The organism is Devosia sp. (assembly GCF_039927955.1).
Classification (GTDB): domain Bacteria; phylum Pseudomonadota; class Alphaproteobacteria; order Rhizobiales; family Devosiaceae; genus Devosia.
In genome coordinates, this window is the sequence record NZ_JBDSUA010000028.1 from 139077 (window position 1) to 155348 (window position 16272).

General features: G+C 62.1%; 16 protein-coding genes. 5 read left to right on the top strand and 11 right to left on the bottom strand.

What is annotated here, in order from left to right; genetic code table 11:
- Positions 1-26 precede the first annotated feature (26 nt).
- Both ABIT12_RS08485 and ABIT12_RS08490 read left to right on the top strand, forming a co-directional pair.
- A complete protein-coding gene (locus tag ABIT12_RS08485; RefSeq protein ID WP_348042377.1) occupies positions 27-1034 on the top strand; it encodes a Gfo/Idh/MocA family oxidoreductase in 1008 nt (335 codons plus the stop codon).
- A 21-nt stretch (positions 1035-1055) separates the two neighbouring features.
- Complete coding sequence (locus ABIT12_RS08490; protein WP_348042378.1) at positions 1056-2054, top strand: LacI family DNA-binding transcriptional regulator; 999 nt, start codon at positions 1056-1058, stop codon at positions 2052-2054.
- Between the two features lie 9 nt (positions 2055-2063).
- Here the strand turns inward: ABIT12_RS08490 and ABIT12_RS08495 are convergent, their stop codons facing one another.
- The 11 genes from ABIT12_RS08495 to ABIT12_RS08545 all read right to left on the bottom strand — a co-directional run bounded on the left by ABIT12_RS08495 (position 2064) and on the right by ABIT12_RS08545 (position 12524).
- Positions 2064-2891 carry an inositol monophosphatase family protein gene (locus ABIT12_RS08495; RefSeq protein WP_348042379.1) on the bottom strand — a complete coding sequence of 276 codons (828 nt, stop codon included), beginning with the start codon at positions 2889-2891 and terminating at the stop codon, positions 2064-2066.
- Positions 2888-3724 (bottom strand): glycerophosphodiester phosphodiesterase family protein, encoded by an 837-nt coding sequence (locus tag ABIT12_RS08500; protein WP_348042380.1) that lies wholly within the window; start codon positions 3722-3724, stop codon positions 2888-2890. Before ABIT12_RS08500 ends, ABIT12_RS08495 begins: the two co-directional genes overlap by 4 nt.
- The gene (locus ABIT12_RS08505; RefSeq protein ID WP_348042381.1) at positions 3721-4767 is read right to left on the bottom strand and encodes an ABC transporter ATP-binding protein; all 1047 of its coding nucleotides are present in this window, start codon (positions 4765-4767) and stop codon (positions 3721-3723) included. Before ABIT12_RS08505 ends, ABIT12_RS08500 begins: the two co-directional genes overlap by 4 nt.
- A gap of 8 nt (positions 4768-4775) precedes the next feature.
- Positions 4776-5594, bottom strand: a complete 819-nt coding sequence (locus tag ABIT12_RS08510) for an ABC transporter permease subunit (protein WP_348042382.1) — start codon at positions 5592-5594, stop codon at positions 4776-4778.
- Positions 5594-6469: an ABC transporter permease subunit gene (locus ABIT12_RS08515; protein WP_348042383.1), complete on the bottom strand. Its 876-nt coding sequence runs from the start codon at positions 6467-6469 to the stop codon at positions 5594-5596. Before ABIT12_RS08515 ends, ABIT12_RS08510 begins: the two co-directional genes overlap by 1 nt.
- The gene (locus ABIT12_RS08520) at positions 6466-7617 is read right to left on the bottom strand and encodes an extracellular solute-binding protein (protein WP_348042384.1); all 1152 of its coding nucleotides are present in this window, start codon (positions 7615-7617) and stop codon (positions 6466-6468) included. Before ABIT12_RS08520 ends, ABIT12_RS08515 begins: the two co-directional genes overlap by 4 nt.
- A gap of 351 nt (positions 7618-7968) precedes the next feature.
- Positions 7969-8982 (bottom strand): substrate-binding domain-containing protein, encoded by a 1014-nt coding sequence (locus ABIT12_RS08525; protein WP_348042385.1) that lies wholly within the window; start codon positions 8980-8982, stop codon positions 7969-7971.
- A gap of 323 nt (positions 8983-9305) precedes the next feature.
- Positions 9306-10490 (bottom strand): L-rhamnonate dehydratase, encoded by a 1185-nt coding sequence (gene rhmD, locus ABIT12_RS08530; RefSeq protein ID WP_348042386.1) that lies wholly within the window; start codon positions 10488-10490, stop codon positions 9306-9308.
- Positions 10487-10804 carry an L-rhamnose mutarotase gene (rhaM, locus tag ABIT12_RS08535; protein WP_348042387.1) on the bottom strand — a complete coding sequence of 106 codons (318 nt, stop codon included), beginning with the start codon at positions 10802-10804 and terminating at the stop codon, positions 10487-10489. The genes rhmD and rhaM overlap by 4 nt, the downstream gene beginning before the upstream one ends.
- Before the next feature lie 2 nt (positions 10805-10806).
- Complete coding sequence (locus ABIT12_RS08540) at positions 10807-11634, bottom strand: FCD domain-containing protein (RefSeq protein ID WP_348042388.1); 828 nt, start codon at positions 11632-11634, stop codon at positions 10807-10809.
- The gene (locus ABIT12_RS08545; RefSeq protein ID WP_348042389.1) at positions 11631-12524 is read right to left on the bottom strand and encodes an amidohydrolase family protein; all 894 of its coding nucleotides are present in this window, start codon (positions 12522-12524) and stop codon (positions 11631-11633) included. Before ABIT12_RS08545 ends, ABIT12_RS08540 begins: the two co-directional genes overlap by 4 nt.
- Positions 12525-12688: 164 nt before the next feature.
- Between ABIT12_RS08545 and ABIT12_RS08550 the strand changes: the two genes are divergently transcribed.
- The 3 genes from ABIT12_RS08550 to ABIT12_RS08560 are packed head-to-tail and all read left to right on the top strand — an operon-like array spanning position 12689 to position 16220.
- Entirely contained in the window at positions 12689-13726 is a 1038-nt protein-coding gene (locus ABIT12_RS08550) for an aldo/keto reductase (protein WP_348063325.1), read from the top strand.
- Positions 13723-15234 carry a sugar ABC transporter ATP-binding protein gene (locus ABIT12_RS08555; RefSeq protein ID WP_348042391.1) on the top strand — a complete coding sequence of 504 codons (1512 nt, stop codon included), beginning with the start codon at positions 13723-13725 and terminating at the stop codon, positions 15232-15234. Before ABIT12_RS08550 ends, ABIT12_RS08555 begins: the two co-directional genes overlap by 4 nt.
- The gene (locus ABIT12_RS08560; RefSeq protein ID WP_348042392.1) at positions 15231-16220 is read left to right on the top strand and encodes an ABC transporter permease; all 990 of its coding nucleotides are present in this window, start codon (positions 15231-15233) and stop codon (positions 16218-16220) included. The genes ABIT12_RS08555 and ABIT12_RS08560 overlap by 4 nt, the downstream gene beginning before the upstream one ends.
- The last annotated feature ends 52 nt before the right edge of the window (positions 16221-16272 follow it).

Genomic DNA, 16272 nt, shown 5'->3' on the forward strand with positions numbered 1-16272 from the left:
TTTGCGCAACGTGAGGGAGTTCACACATGGTGTTGCGGTTGGGCGTTATCGGCGCGGGGCTGAAAGCTGCCGATTATGCAAAGGGTTGGGCGGCGATGCCTGAAGTGGACATCGTTGCCACTGCAGAGGTCAGCGAAGCGTCGCGCCAGCGCTTTGGCGACGTTGTTGCAGCCGCCGGACGCCCCCGCCCTACCGAGTACCTCGATGCGCAATCTATGCTTGCGGCAAACCAGGGCAAGCTGGACGCGGTCTATGTTTCGACTCCGCACGTGTTCCACGGCGCCAATGCGCTGGCGGTGATCGAGGCGGGGTTTGACCTGCTGCTGGAAAAGCCGATGGTCACGACCGTCGAAGAAGCGCTGGCGCTGGTCGAGGCTGAACGGCGCACCGGCAAGACCGTGGTCATCGCCTTTCAGGGCGGGCTCTCGCCGCTGGTACACAACACCAAGGAACGCGCCCGTCGTGGTGATTTCGGCGACCTGATTTCGATCAATGCCTCGATCTGGGAAGGCTGGAAAACCAGCTATGAAGGGCAGTGGAAGCAGAACCCGGCGATTTCCGGCGGCGGCTTCATGTTCGACACCGGCGCGCATATGATGAACACGGTCTGCGTTTTGGCCGACAGCGAGTTTGAGCGCCTCTCGGCCTACACCAATAACCGCGGCATCGCAGTCGATCTGGTCTGCGCTGTCGCGGCACGCCTCGCCAATGGCGCGCTGGTCACCTTCAACGCCGCTGGTGAGGGCCCGCCGGGGTGTGCTTCGGCGATCACCTTCTTTTACTCCAAGGCGATCATACGGATCGACGCCTGGGGCAAATGGCGCGAAGTCACGGTGAACGGGATTGCCGAACCGCGCGAGGAAAGTGAAATCCGCGATACCCCGATGCATACGTTTCAGGCAGTGCGCGACGGCAGGCTGGAGAACCCGTCCACCGTTGCCAATGGCCTGCGCTTTGCCCGGCTATGGGACGCTATCAAGGCATCTGCCGCTCGTAATGGCGAGGCGATTGCGATAGAGGTTGGCGCGACTTAATCGGAACGAACAAGAGGCCGCATGCGGCGCAAGGGCCTGACCTCGGTCGAACTCGCGAAGCTGGCGGGAGTATCGTCGGCGACGATCTCCCGCGCCTTCAGCGCCGATTCCCGCATCAAGCCCGAAACCCGCGAGCGTGTGCTGGCGCTGGCTGAGGAACATGGCTTCCGGCCCAACGCGATGGCCCGTTCGCTCAACAATCGCCAGTCGCGGCTGGTGGCGCTGGTGGTCAACACTGTCGCCAACCCGGCCGAAGGTGAAGGGCTCGATTTGCTCATCCACCGGTTGCAGGAACGCGAGCGCATGCCGCTGATCCTGTGCTGCGCCGACCACAAGGACCGCAGCCAATTGATGCGCATCGCCTCGACCTACCAGGTCGATCACGTGGTGCTGTATTCCGATCAGGTATCGATCGACGACGCCATTCGCATCTTCCGCTCGGCCACGCCGGTGGTCGCCTCGTCTGAGCCGCTCAACGGGCGCGACGTCTCGGACGTGCGCCTCGATTCTTCGGTCGCCTCGGCGCAGATCGTCGAGGCGCTGGTTGAACGCGGACGGAAGCACTTCGTCTATCTGTCGGGCCGCGATTCCAGCCATGTCGACAAGCAGCGCATGGCCTGGTTCGCCAAGGCCCTCGACGCCCGAGGACTGGGTTTCGATGTCGTCGCCCATGGCGACTACTCCTACGAGTCGGGCTATAAGGAAGGCGTGCTTATGCTGCGCCGGGTGCGGCCCGACGTGGTGATCTGCGCCAACGATCTGATGGCCATCGGCGTCAAGGATGCTGCGGCATTGCTGGGCCTGCGCGTACCGGAGGATCTGGCGATCGTTGGCCATGACGGAGTGGCGCTGGCCAATTGGGACAGCCATTCGCTGACCACCATCATGCCGCCGCGCAGCGCCGTGAGCGATGCGCTGGCCGAAATTATCGAACTCAGCCCCACCAGCGACCCTGTTCGCCGCGTCATTGCCTGCGAAATCCGCTGGGGACGCAGCACCGGCCACGGTCCGGGCGACTGACCGCTTGCGCTAAAGTACCGGTGCGTTGGCCTCGGGATTTTTCATTGGCACGGCATTCAGGTGCCCCATCAGGAAGGCGTGGGTCGCCTTATTGGCGACGATCAACGTTCCGGTGCGCTCGAAGGTTTCCGGCCCCCGGCCCCACCAGTCGGTGACCACACCACCGGCCTCTTCGACCAAAAGGATGCCGGCAGCCGTATCGACAAAGCCGGTTTCCTCGAAATAGCCGGTCAGGCGCCCGCAGGCGACATAGGCGCAGGAATTGGCGGCGCTGCCGACGATCCGCACGGCGCCAATCGGGGCGCGGATGGCGTCGAGACGGGCATAAGCGCCCGCGTGCAACGACAGATTAGGCGTGGGAAGGCCCGTGCCAACGCACATCATAGCGACATCGGTGCTGGCGCTGACGTGCAGGCGCTCGCCGTTGAGATAGGCGCCTTCGCCCTTGATGGCGGTGAACATCTCATCGGCGACGGGGTTATAAATCAGGCCGCAGATGGTCTGGTTGCCGCGCCGCAGGGCGATGGTGATGGTATAGTGCTGGCCGTTGAGAAAATTGGTGGTGCCGTCGATCGGATCGACCAGCCAGCGATGGTCGCTATTGCTGCCATCGACCGGCGCGAATTCCTCGCCAGTCAGTCCCCACGGATAGCGCGACAGCAACTGGTCGCGGATCAGCGTCTCGGACTCGCGGTCGGCGTCGGAGACGAAATCGCCCGGCCCCTTGACCCCGACTTCCAGATCGCGAAAGCGCTTGAAGTGCTCAAGCGTCAAAGCGCCGGCTTCACGGGTGGTGGCGACCATGTCGGCGAGAATTTTGCTGTAGTCGTGGGTCATGACATGAGAGCCTTTGCGAGCCCTTCCGGGTCATCGGTGGTGATCTGATCGACCTTGAGTCTGAGCAGACGTTCAACCTGGGCGAGGGTTTCGTCGTTGATTTCCCTTATCGTCCAGGCATCGATGCGTTTGCGGTGCTGGTGGAAGGCGTCGACGATGTCACAGCCAGCATCGGCGGCCAGCGTCACGATCTGCCAGTGCAGATAGACCATATCGACGTCGGGAGCGGCCGCGACGGCCTCATCCACAAACCGATCAAGCTGGCCGCTGGCCAGCATCGCCTTGAACTTTTCTTCATCGCTGGCGTCATAGCCCGTGAGCATGCCGGGAACGGCACCCGCCAGCATGGCAACGGCAGCCGCATTGCCCGATGACACGATCATGTTGCTGGCGAACGGCCGCGTCGCGGCGGCAAAGCGTCCGATCGCCCGCGCATCGAGCACGGTGTCGTCTTCCTTGAAATCAAGTTGCAGCAGCGCATCGGGATGGACACTTCCCGAGGCCATCATCGCGCAAAGATCGTCGAGCAGCATCACCGGGTCAGCAATCGGCGCGCCATCATTGCCGCGCAGTGAAAACTGCCGGATGACATTGTCGCTAGTGGACGCGACTGTACCGGAACCGGTCGTCTCGCGGTCAAGTGTCTTGTCGTGCAACACCGCCAACCCCTTGTCGCCAGTGATGACGAGGTCGATCTCCACGCTGGCGCCTAGCCGCATTGCTTCGGCGATGCGAGCGCCAGTGAAGACCGGATCGGCCGCCCTGCGGCGGCCGCGATGCCATTTCAGCCAGGTGCGATGGCCGTTGCGGGTGATGGAAATCGGATCGCTCATGTCCGGCCCCGGAAAATCTGGCGGCTGTCGCGATAGGCGGTGACTGCTCGTGCAGCCAGAGTGACGCCCTGCCCGGCTTTGAACAGATCGGGATGGGAGACCATCGCCTTGACGCGGGTGCCGTCATTGAGTTCGAGATCGACCAGACCGTGGGTGCCATAGTCGGTCACCCTATGCACCGTGCCCTGGGCCTTGTCGCCGGCGGCGCTGAGATCAAGCGCTTCGGGGCGGATAGCCAGAATCGTCGGGCCGTCGCCCACTGCGAGAGGCGTGGAATATCCCGCTTTGCTGAAGATGCCGTTGGCGACCGTGCCCTCGATCAGGTTCATGGTGCCGATGAAGCCAGCAACGAACGGGGTTTGCGGGTCGCGATAGACCACATCCGGGCGATCGATCTGCTCGGTTTTGCCGTCGCGCATTACCACGATGCGGTCGGCCATGGACAAAGCCTCGTCCTGCCCATGGGTGACAAACAGCGTAGTGATCTTGAGGCGCTGCTGGATATCGCGCACCTCTTCGCGCAGGCGTTCGCGCAGGTGCTGGTCAAGGCTGGCGAAGGGCTCATCGAGCAGCAGGATCTTGGGTTCCAGCACCAGCGAACGAGCCAGCGCCACGCGCTGCTGCTGGCCGCCCGAGAGCTGGGTGACGGAACGGGTGCCATAACCGCCAAGTCCCACCAGATCGAGCACGGCATCAACCCGCCGCTTGATCTCGTCCGGCGCCACCTTGCGCAGCTTGAGGCCAAAGGCGAGGTTCTTGAACACGTTCATATGGGTCCACAGCGCGTGGCTCTGGAACACCATGCCGGTCGGGCGTTTTTCCGGCGGGACGTGGGTAATGTCTTCGCCATCGATCGTCATCTGCCCGCTGGTCGGGGTTTCAAACCCACCCACCATGCGCAGCAGCGTCGACTTGCCTGAGCCGGATGGGCCGAGCAGGCAGACCAGTTCGCCATCGGCGACATCGAGCGAGAAATTATCCACCGCCCGCACATTGCCGTTAGGAAAAATCTTGGAGACGTCTTTGATCTTGAGAACGGACATAAATTTTCCTAGCCGCCGAAACCGCGGGCGAACGATCCGGAATTGACCACCCGGCGAGCAAACAACAGGGCAATGAAGCTGGGCACCCACAACACCACCGAGAGCACGGCGCCATATTGGATAACGGGCTGGTTGTTGATGAAGGAAATCATCAGCACCGGCAGCGTACGCACCTGCGGCGCCCCGATCAGCCAGGCGCCTTCGGTTTCATAGAAGGTGCCGACGAAGCTCAGCAGGATGGCGGCGGCAATGGTCGGACCGGCCTGCGGCAGAGTGATCGACCAGAACACCCGGAATGGTCCGGCGCCGACATCGCGCGCCGCCTCCTCCATGCGTCGGTCGACGGCCTGGAACGCCGCCACCGGAATCCAGATCATAAACAGCAAAGTGCCGACGAGCTGGATCAGCACCACGCCCCAGAAGGTGCCGATCAGGTTGAGCTGCAGAAAGATGCCGGCAATGGCGACCAGCAGGCCGAATTTGGGAAAGGCGTGGCCGGCCAGGAACGAGAAGAACAGCAGGCTGCGCCCCGGAAAATCCAGCCGCGCGAAAGCATAGGCGGCCGGCAGGCAGATCAGGGCGGAGAGCAACGTCACCGTGGTCGCCAGTGTCAGGCTCATGGTGATTGAGCTCCAGACGTCGGCGCGCGCCAGGGTCTGGTACCAGAATTTGAGGCCGAATTGCTGCGGGATCAACGAGGGATAGCGCCACACATTGGTGAAGGCCCAGGTGCCCACCACGATCAGTGGCAGAACGATGATCAGTGTCAGCACCACCGCGAAGGCGATGCCGGTCCAGTCGATGCGGCGTTGCACAAGCGTGGCCATCAGGGCGTCCTGTTCCGGGCAACCGAGCGGACGTAAAACAGCCCGAAGACGATGCAGAAGGCGAAGGTGACGACGGCCTGGGTGATGGCAGTGCGCGGCTCGAACAGGTCGCGGAAAGTGCGCTGCATGAATGGGCCCATCATTTCTGGAGCTGCCGGCCCCAAGACATAAGGCAGGGTGAAGGCAGAAAAGATGCCGAGGATGGCAAAGGAAATGGCCACCAGGATGGAATTGGTGATGCGCGGCAGGATGATGTGCCACAGCACCGCGAATTTGCCGGCGCCAACGTCGCGCGCCGCCTCGATCGACTGGTTGGACACCGCACCAAGCCCCGATAGCAGGATCAGCACCGTCAGCGGAATATTGTCCCACACCAGCCCGATCACCGGCCCCCAGGGCGTCAGGTAGGGTGAGCGGATATGCGGCAATCCAACCGAATTGAACAGCAGATCGACAGTGCCATTCGGTCCCAACACGCGGATAAACGCGAAGCTCAGGATGATCGAGGGCACGAACATTGGAAAGATCGCCAGACCCTGGACATAGGCCGCGATCTTGGTGGTCGAAAACCGCAGATAGAGCGCGATCGGCAGACAGACGATCAGCAGCAATACGGCGCAGACGCCGGTGGTCCACAGCGTGATCGACAGATTGGACAGGCTGTAGCCGTCGGTGAAGAAGAACTGGTAGGTGTCAAACGAAATGGCACCGCCGGCGGGCGTGGTGACCCAGAGCGTGGTGACCACCGCCGAAATGATCGGCCAGATCACCAGCCAGATGACCAGCAATACCGGGACGGCGACGAGCAGGAGGCCGATGGGCCTCCTGCGGGATTGCGGTGCGGGCGGCTGGGCGCCCGCAGTGTCGGTGGTCACGAGGCCGGGTCCACATTTGGCGCCACGGCGCGATACCAGCCGTCGTTGACTGCCTTTTCCCAATCGCCGGTCGGGAAAATCGGAATAGTGGTCGGAACGATGTCGGCGTACTTCTTGCGCAGGTCATCGGAAATGTAATCCCACGATACGCCGGGGAAGCCGCCCAGTTCGGTGAGGATCTTGGACTGGATTTCTTCGGTCAGCAGGAAGTCGGCCAGCTTGAGCGCGGCATCCTTGTTGGCGCCGTTGCTGAGCACGCCCAGCTTGGTGAATCCGCCCGGCAGGCCAAGATCGGTGAGCTGGACGAGGCCGGTGGTCTCGGGCAGCACGCCCTGCGAAATCGCCGAAAGCGCCTGATCGGACCAGGCGGGGATCATAGTGACGGCCGACTGGCCGAGCAGTTGCAGTGACTGGGTATTGCCCGAGGTATAGGCGCCCTTGTCGAACAGCGACGGGGCCAGATCATTCAGGATATCCCAAGCGGGCTTCAGCATCGCCTCGCCGGCCTCGGCGGTATAATTATCGACGGTGAACTTCTTGGGGTCGTTGCCGTTGGCTTCAAAGATAGCGCGACGGACGAAATTGCCGCCCGAGCCGCCCTTGTTGGGACGGTTGTAGATGAACTGGCCGGGATTTGCCTTGATCCACTTGACCAGGTCAGCCCAGGTTTTGGGTACATCGGCCTGGGCCAGCTTGGTGGTATCATAGGCCAGCAGAACCTGCGAACCGCGATACGGCAGGTTGGTCGGAATGTCGAAGGCCAGCGGATTGATCTTGGAGTAGTTCGCCAACCCGGCCTTGGAGAAGTCGACATAGAGGCCCTTGGCGATGCCATCGACCGTGACGCGGGTGTCAAAGCCTTCGAACAGGTCGGCCTGCGGATCGGAGCCGCCAGCCAAGGCCGCCAGCGCGCGGTCGCCAATAGCGGCTACACCGGCGCTGTCGCCGCCATCGATGAGATTGAGTGTGATGCCGGAATTAGCGGCTTCAAAAGCGGGTTTGACGATATTGGTCCAGAAATCGATGACGTTCTGGTCAGAGGTAAAATAGACGTCGACCACGCCCTGTGCAGCGAACGACAGGCGCGGCATCAAGGCCAGGCCAGCAGCAGTACCGGCGGCGGAAATCAAAAAATCACGGCGTTTCATCTTGGTCTCTCCCATCTGGGCGGTTCATGGCGAACCGCCAGGCGTTGCTGGTCGCGGAGGCTGAGTCAGCAAATACCACTGGCGACAGTGCACCAGCGCGTATTCGCGCAACCCCATGGGCCTCCTCCCTCAATTGCCATGGAGGCGAGCAGGACCCAATCTTGGTGTCGGGTGTTTCTGCGCCGCAGCATAGCAACGACCAGCAAACACCGAATAGGCTTTGCACACAAGTGCAGAAACGGCCCCGTTCGGCAGCTTTCTTAGGACGCTCACATTACATTATCATGACAGATGGTGCTTTGCGCACGTGTGCAAGATTGCACAGGTTATTGTGCAATCGGTGTGACCCGATCAGCCCGCGATCGGCCTGACCGATTTGCGCCAGACTGGCTGCGGTTCAAAAATGCGCCGTTCAATCCCGGCGCCACCGGGATCTCTGAGCAGCGCCACCACATGATCGGCCATGGCGGAAAGCGGCTGCGAAAAGGTGGTCAGATGGTAGGAATGCCAGGCGGCTTCGGGGATATCGTCAAAGCCGATAACGCAAAGGTCATCGGGAATACGCAGCCCGAATTCCTGCCGCGCGCCATCCATGAAACCCAGCGCCAACAGGTCGGTGACGCAGAACACCCCGTCCGGGGCCTCCGAGCGTCCAAACAGGCGACGCGCGCTTTCGAGGCCCGAGGCATAAGTGGTCGGTCCCGCGGCGGTGACCGAGACCGAGATGCCCTGTTGTCGAGCGCCTTCCACAAAGACGCGTTCGCGCTCCAGCAAACTGGCGGTACGGGCAGTGGAGGTGACCACAGCCAGGCGCTTGCAACCCGCCCGCTGTAGCAAAAACAGCGCCTCGCGGCCGGCAGTAGTGTTGTCGACGCCCAGATTATGGCCGCCCGAAAGGCGGTCGTCGCGATTGATCAGCACCACCTGCTGGCCATTGACCAGGCAGGTTTCGATCAGCGAGGCCGAGGGTGTGCCGGAGAGGACCACGGTGGCGTCGGCGCGGTAGTTGAGCGTCATCCGCAAGGCGGCCGAGGCGCTCTGCTCGTCGGTTTCGGTGTTGATCACCATGGTGATCTTGCCATCGGCCTGCAGCTTGCGAGTGAGTTCGTCCACCATGCCGGCGCGGATCGGGGTGGTCATATCGGCAACCACCAGACAAACGATATTGCTGCGCTCGCGCAGGCCGCGCGCCAGGTGGTTGACGTGATAACCCAGCGCCAGGGCCGCATCGAGCACCTTGCGGCGTGTTGCATCCGAAACGCTGGCGCCATCGGTGAACGTGCGCGACACCGCTGAGCGCGACACACCCGCCCGCTCGGCCACCATATTGGCGCTAACAAAAAGCCGGCGTTGCTGTCCGCTCATGCGTTGGCCCCGAAAGCGCAAACTGCGATCGTTCGATCAATGGCACGGCCGCGCAGCAATTGCGACTGGTCAGGTGTACGAGTGTAGCTGTTGCCTCCGGGTCGAAGACGATGCGGATCGGCAGAATCTGCCAGAGCGGACCACGGCCAAAACCCCTGGCGGTCGACCACCAAGGATCCGCAGGCATCCTCCAGAATGTGACGTCTGTGCGTCTCCATTGCAGGTTAGGAGCAATACCTGCCGTAGCCCTGCCGGCGGGATGACCATCTGGCGATCATTGCTAGCGGGAACGTCTGGTCTGCTTTCCGCGCCATGGCGGAGGCCTAAGCGACGGGGATGAGCATCGAGCAATCAGCCAGTTCCATGCCGAAACCGGGCGCGGAGGAGACGCGCAACTTGCCGTTTTTGGGCAGGTCTTCGCCGGTAAACAGATCACCGAAGACGGGGCGGACTGAGCGTCCGTCGGGGCTGGCGGCGACGTATTCGCAAAAGGCCGGGCCAGTCTGGCTGGCGATGAAATGATAGGAATAGGGGCCGCTGCCGTGGGGCACGACCGGAATGTCATAGGCGGAGGCGTGCGCCGCGATCTTGAGCAGTTCGGTCATGCCGCCGACCCACATCACGTCGGGCTGCAGGACATCGAGAGTGCGTTCCTCGATCAGTTGGCGGAAGCCGTAGCGGGTGTATTCATGCTCACCGGTGGTCCATTTGACATAGGGATGGGCGCGCTTGATTTCGCGGAAACCTTCGACATCGTCGGGCGACAGCACTTCTTCCCACCAGTGGATATCAAGATGCTTGGCGGCCTCGGCAAGGCGGATGGCGTAGTTTGCGGTCAGCGACATGTAGCAATCCACCATCAGCGGAAAGCCGGGGCCGACGCTGGCACGCTGCGCGGCGAGAAATTCGACGTTCTGGCGCAGGCCCTCTTCGCCATCGAAATGGCTATGCGGCAGCGGCACCTTGGCGCCCCAGAAGCCAAGGTCCTTGATCGCTGAGGCAACCGGGCCGGTGCAATAAAAACTGATCTCTTGGTGGCTGAGACCGCCAATGAGGTTATAGACCGGCTCCTGCCGCACCTTGCCGATCAGGTCCCACAGCGCCAGATCGACGGCGCTGATCGCCATGATCGGCAGGCCCTTGCGGCCGTAGGGGAGCGAAGAGCGATAGAGCTGATCCCAAAGCATGTTGACGTTGCGCGCGTCTTCACCGACGAGAAAGCGCGCAAAATGGTGCTTGATCATCCAGGCGGCGGGAACACCGCCGCTGCCGGTGGCGACACCGACCGTGCCGTCCTCAGTTTCGATTTCAACGACGATGGCACCGAGCACGCCAATGCCCCAGCTGGAGCGCTTGTCGCGGTATTTTGGATAACCCGACATCGGGTTGGAGATCAGGGAATCGACCAGCCAGTGGCTTGATGCACCGGGGTCGAAATAGGTGCCGGCACCGGGCTTGGGCGCCACCGTGAAGACCCGGACATCCTTGATCCTGAAGGCTTGGCTCATGGCAGCAGGAAGACCTGCTTGAGTGCTATTTGCGTTGGCACATTGTTAGCATCAGTGGCCATAATGTCAGCCATATGTTCCCACCAGCGCCGCATAATCGCGGTATCGGGCAACCGATCCATGGTGTGATCTTCGGTGCGGGTCAAAATCCCGAACAGGTGGTTGCTCTCAGGATCGAGCCAGATCGAATAATCCGAGACGCCGGCATCCTTGAGCGCCTGCGACAGTTCGGGGAAAATCTCATCGTGCCGCTTTTCATACTCGGCAGCCTGACCCGGGTTCAGGTTCATGCGGAAGGCGATGCGTTCGGACATGTTTACCCCTGTGGCCGTTTCGAGCTGGCCATGGACTGAATGGTGGTATCGCGCACATGTTCGAGGTGGCCGCGATAGGCGGCGACGGCGCGATCGGCATCGCCGACCAGCAGGGCTTCGGCCACGGCTATGTGCTGCCCGACGCTCTTGGCGATGACGCCGGGCACTTCGCTGGCGAGCCGCCTGACATCGAGGCCAAGATCGTAGAGGCCCTGCGCCAGAGCCTGCAGCAGATCGTTGTCGGCGCCGGAATTGATCGCCTGATGAAATTCGATATCGAGCAGGCGGAAGGCGACCGGATCGTTTTCGAAGGCATGGCCATCGACGGCCAGTTTCATGATGCGCTGCTTGAGATCGGTGCTGGCGCGCTGGGCACAGAAGCGGACCAGTTCCAGATCGACCACGGTGCGCGCTTCGAACTGGCGGTCAACCGAGTATTCGGTGACCGAGAGCATATTGTTGAGCGTGGTGGCCATGCGGCTGGGGGACAGGTCGGTGACGGTGTAGCGCCCGCCCTGGCGGCTGGCGAGCACACCCATCAGCGTCAACGCCTTCAGCGCTTCGCGCAGCGGTGGGCGGCTGATGCCGAAAGCGATGCCCATCTGCTGTTCGGTGGGCAGGCGATCGCCGGATTTGAGGTTGCCGCTCTTGATCATCGACATGATGCGGTTGGCGACCTGCTCGGCAATCGAGCGGCGCTCCAGGGTGCCGCCGGCAAAATCCTTGTTGGGCGCGGGCTGGTTCTGCTGGCCGATCAGCACGGAAAAGGCATCCGCGGCGGGTGCCGCAGGCGGGATGCCCGGTTCAGATGCTGGCTTGTTCATGCTCATGCCATACCGCCGTTGAGGCCCAACCGGTAGAAGGCGTTGGCGTTGTCCCGGTAGATTTTGCGCGTGTCGACTACGGAAAGACCAAGATCGGCAAAGGCGCGGTCGAGCACTTCAACCCAGCGCTGCAGGCTGGTGGCTTGCAGGCACACCGGATAGTCGCCGCCATAGATGACGCGATCCACGCCGAAAGTATCGATCGTGGCGGCAATGAACGGGCGCAGATCGGCCTCGGTCCAGTGCTGCTTGTCGGCTTCGACAGGCAGATCGGAGAGCTTGATCCAAAGATTTGGATGCTTGGCGAGGTCGGCAATGTCATCGCGGTATTGCGCGATGGCGCCGGATTTGATGCCGGGCTTGCCGCAGTGATCGAGGATCAGCTTCACATTGGGAATGTGGCGGACGAACTCCCGCACGATATCCATCTGGGTGAAATTGACGTTGATCTCGAAATGCATGCCGAACTTTTCGAGCAGGTTCACCCCGGCGATGAAATCTTCGCTCAGGGTCAGTGCGCGGGGGTCGGCATCGAACTCAACGATGCGGCGGATGCCGCGCACCGCCGAGTGAGTGGCCATTTGTGCCAGCATAGGTTCGACGCGCTGGCCCCATTCAAGCGGCGCCATCGGCACGATGGCCTTGAGGCGCTTATCGCGCCTGGCCTCGTCTTCAACGAACTCGATTTCCTCGATGTACTGGCCGCTGGTGGGGGTGAAGTCGGCATAGCATTCGACAAACACCATGGCCTCGACCTCGACCCCGTCCAGATCATGGGCATAGTCCTCGACGTGATAGTCGCGGCCGAACAGAGGATGGCCCTGGAAATCGGAATAGGTCAGCCGGCTGTGATCCCAGACGTGCAGATGGGTATCGACGATCGGAAAATCCGGCATGGCAACGACCCTCCCTACGCCCGCCTTTTGAAATGACGGTTCCGCATTGTAGCCAGAAATGGCGAGAAAGGAAAAACTTGTCAAACTAATTTTTGTCTGACAAGTTGACCGTTATGCAGAGAGCGGACCCAATCCGCCGCAGGCCTGATGGGAGGGCGACCAAGGTGACAATCCGTTTGACAACCCGCCGCAGGGTTGGCTCCACAACGCTTGAAGTGCCGGTCTTTGGATTTGGCGCGGCACAGTTGGGCGAGCTTTATGGCAAGGTCGACGAGGCGCAATCGCAGGCAACGCTGGATGCGGCCTGGGATGGCGGCGTGCGGTTCTACGACACGGCGCCCTGGTATGGCCTTGGCCTGTCCGAACATCGGCTCGGCGGCTTGTTGCGCACCAAGCCGCGGGGCGATTTCATCGTCAATACCAAGGTCGGGCGCACGCTGGTCCGGCCCAAGGACGTGACGACCTACAAGAACCCCTACTGGGTCGGCGGACTGCCGTTCGAGGTGGCGTTCGACTATTCCTATGACGGCATCATGCGCTCCTACGAGCAGTCGATGCAGCGGCTGGCGCTGAACACCTTTGACTCGCTGGTGATCCACGATCTCGACACGCTGTTTCACAGCACCGAAATGGTCGACCTCCATCTCCGCCAATTGACCGGTGGCGGCATGAAGGCTTTGGGCGAACTCAAGGCCAGTGGCGACATCAAGGCGATCGGCGTGGGCAATAATGTGCCCGGCAATCTCGATGAAATGCTCAACCTGATCGATGTCGATTTCGCCATTGTGGCGATGCCCTACACCCTGCTCGACCAGTCGATCCTGCACACCGACATGGCGCATTGCGTCAATCGCGGTATCAGCGTCATCATCGGCGCGCCGTTCGCTTCGGGCATTCTGGTGACCGGTTCTGGCGCCGGGGCAAAATACGCCTATGGCGCCGCCTCGCCCGAAGTGCAGGCCAAGGTGCAAAAACTGGAAGCCGCATGCAAGACGCATGGCGTCAGCATGCCGGCGGCAGCGCTGCAGTTTCCACTGGCGCACCCGGCGGTGGTTTCGGTGATCCCCGGCTCGGCCAGCGCCACTGAATTGACGCAGAACGTTGCGTCGCTGCAGGCGCCGATACCGCAGAGCTTCTGGACCGATCTGAAGGCGCAGGGCCTGATCGACGTGGACGCCCCTGTTCCCGGTGCGTCGGCATGAACGATACTCCGCTGATCTCGGCACGCGGCATTTCCAAGCACTTCGCTTCGATCGATGTACTGCGCGATGTCGACCTCGATCTGCATCCTGGCGAAATCCACGCGCTGCTCGGCGAAAATGGCGCCGGCAAATCGACTTTTGCCAAGATTCTGGCTGGGGTGCATCGTCCGTCGCGCGGTACGCTGACGCTCAATGGCCAGGCCGTCGAGATCAACAATCCGATCGCCGCCCAGAAGCTGGGCATCACCCTGATCCATCAGGAACCGATCTCCTTCCCCGACCTGTCGGTAGCCGAAAACCTGGTATTGGGCCGCTCGGATGATGGCTGGCTGGCGCGGGTGCCATGGGCACAGATGACGCGCGACGCCAACCGGCTGATGGACCTGCTCGGGGTCAGGATCGACGTCACCAAGCCGATGCGCGGCCTGTCGATTGCCGATCAACAGATGGTGGAGATCGCCCGCGCTTTGGCCTCGGACAGCCGCCTGATCATCATGGATGAGCCGACCGCGCCGCTGACGCCCAAGGAAGTGGCGACGCTGTTCACCATTGCCCGCCGCCTGCGCGACGAAGGCCGCACTATCATCTTCATCAGCCATCGCCTCGAAGAAGTGCGGGCACTGTGTGATCGGGTGACGATTTTCCGTGACGGCAACAAGGTCGCCACCGAAGCCATCGGTAGCGTCACCGATGCCGACATCATCCGGCTGATGATTGGCCGGCCGCTGAAAGAATATATGCATAAGCAGGGCACCACGATCGGCGAGGTGGCGCTGGAGGTGGAAAACCTGACGCTGCCCGGCGTGTTCGTCGACATCAGCTTTGCCGTGCGCAAGGGCGAAATCGTCGGCCTTGGCGGGCTGGTGGGCGCGGGGCGGACCGATGTCGCCAAGGCGATCTTTGGCGTTACACCCGCCGCCAGCGGTCTGGTCAAGGTCGATGGCAAGGCCGTCGCTATTCGCACGCCGGATGAAGCGATCGCGCTGGGACTGGCCTTCGTGCCGGAAGACCGCGCCACGGCGGGCATTTTCCGGACGCTGTCGGTCGAACAGAACATCACCGCAGCCATACCTGGCACCATTGCGCCAGCCGGCTTCATCCAGCGGGCCGTGGAAAAGACCCTCGCCGCCGACGCGGTCAAGAAACTGCGGATTCGTCTGGCCTCATTGCGTCAGCCGATCGGCGAGTTGTCCGGTGGCAATCAGCAGAAGGCCATTCTGGCGCGCTGGCTGCTGACCGATCCATCGGTGCTGGTGCTCGACGAGCCGACGCGCGGCATCGATATCGGGGTCAAGGCGGAGTTCTACGACATGATCGGGGAACTAGCGGCGCAAGGCCGCGCCATCCTGCTGATTTCATCAGAATTGCCGGAACTGCTGGCGCTGTGCGACCGCATTCTGGTGATGGCCGAAGGCCGCCTGACTGCCGATATTCCGCGCGCCGAAGCGACGCAGGAAACCATCATGAGTGCTGCCGTGCCGCGCACCAGAAGCGAGGCAGCGGCATGACCGCGCTCCGCTCCATCCTGCTGCGCCGCGAGGCTGGCATTGCCGTGATGATCGTGCTGTTCTGCCTTGCCGTCGGCACGCAGAAACCGCAGTTCCTGACGCTCGACAGCCTGCGTATCATCCTGCTGCTGACCCCGCTGATCATGATCGGCGCCATGGGCCAGATGCTGGTGATCGTGGCCCGGCATGTCGATCTGTCCATCGGGTCGATGCTGGGCTTTTCGGCCATGGTCACCGGCATGATGTTCAAGTTCTATCCCGAAATCTGGTGGCCGGTCGGGTTTGTCGTCTCCATCGGCATCGGCGGGGCGCTGGGCCTGCTCAATGGCGCGCTGGTCACCGTGTTCCGCCTGCCGGCGATCATCGTGACGCTGGGCACGCTGAACCTTTATCGTGGCCTGACCTATATCGTCTCCAACGCCAAGCAGATCGACCGGCAATTTGTCCCCTCAGCGCTCAAGTCGCTGTCGCAGACGTCGCCGATGCTGGGCATTCCGTGGATCATCTTCATCAGCTTCGGCATTGCGGTGCTGACCTGGCTGTTCGTCATGCACACCCGTGTCGGGCGGCAGATTTTCGCGCTGGGCTCGAACCCGGTGGCGGCGCCACTGCGCGGCGTCGATGTGACCAAGGTGACGCTGCTGGTGTTTGCCATTTCCGGCGCGCTGTCGGGTCTGGCCGGCATCCTCTATGCAAGCCGCTGGGGGTTTGTGAACCCATCCAATACCGGCTCGGGCTTCGAGTTTCAGGTCATCGCTGCAGTGGTCATCGGCGGCGTCTCGATCAATGGTGGCGTCGGCACCGTGCTGGGCACGGTGCTTGGCGTGCTGCTGCTCGGGTGCGTCTCGGCCGCGCTGCCGCTGCTGGGGATTCCCGGCACTACGCAAAGCGCCATCTACGGCGCGGTGATCCTGATCGCGTTGCTGATCGATCGCACCGTGCGGCAGCAGGGCGTCAAGAGTTTGTCGATGAGGGCCCGCGCATGAGTTCGGTGGAGACCCAGGTTTCGGCGCGTGAAGCCGCCCCGTCGCGTCCGCG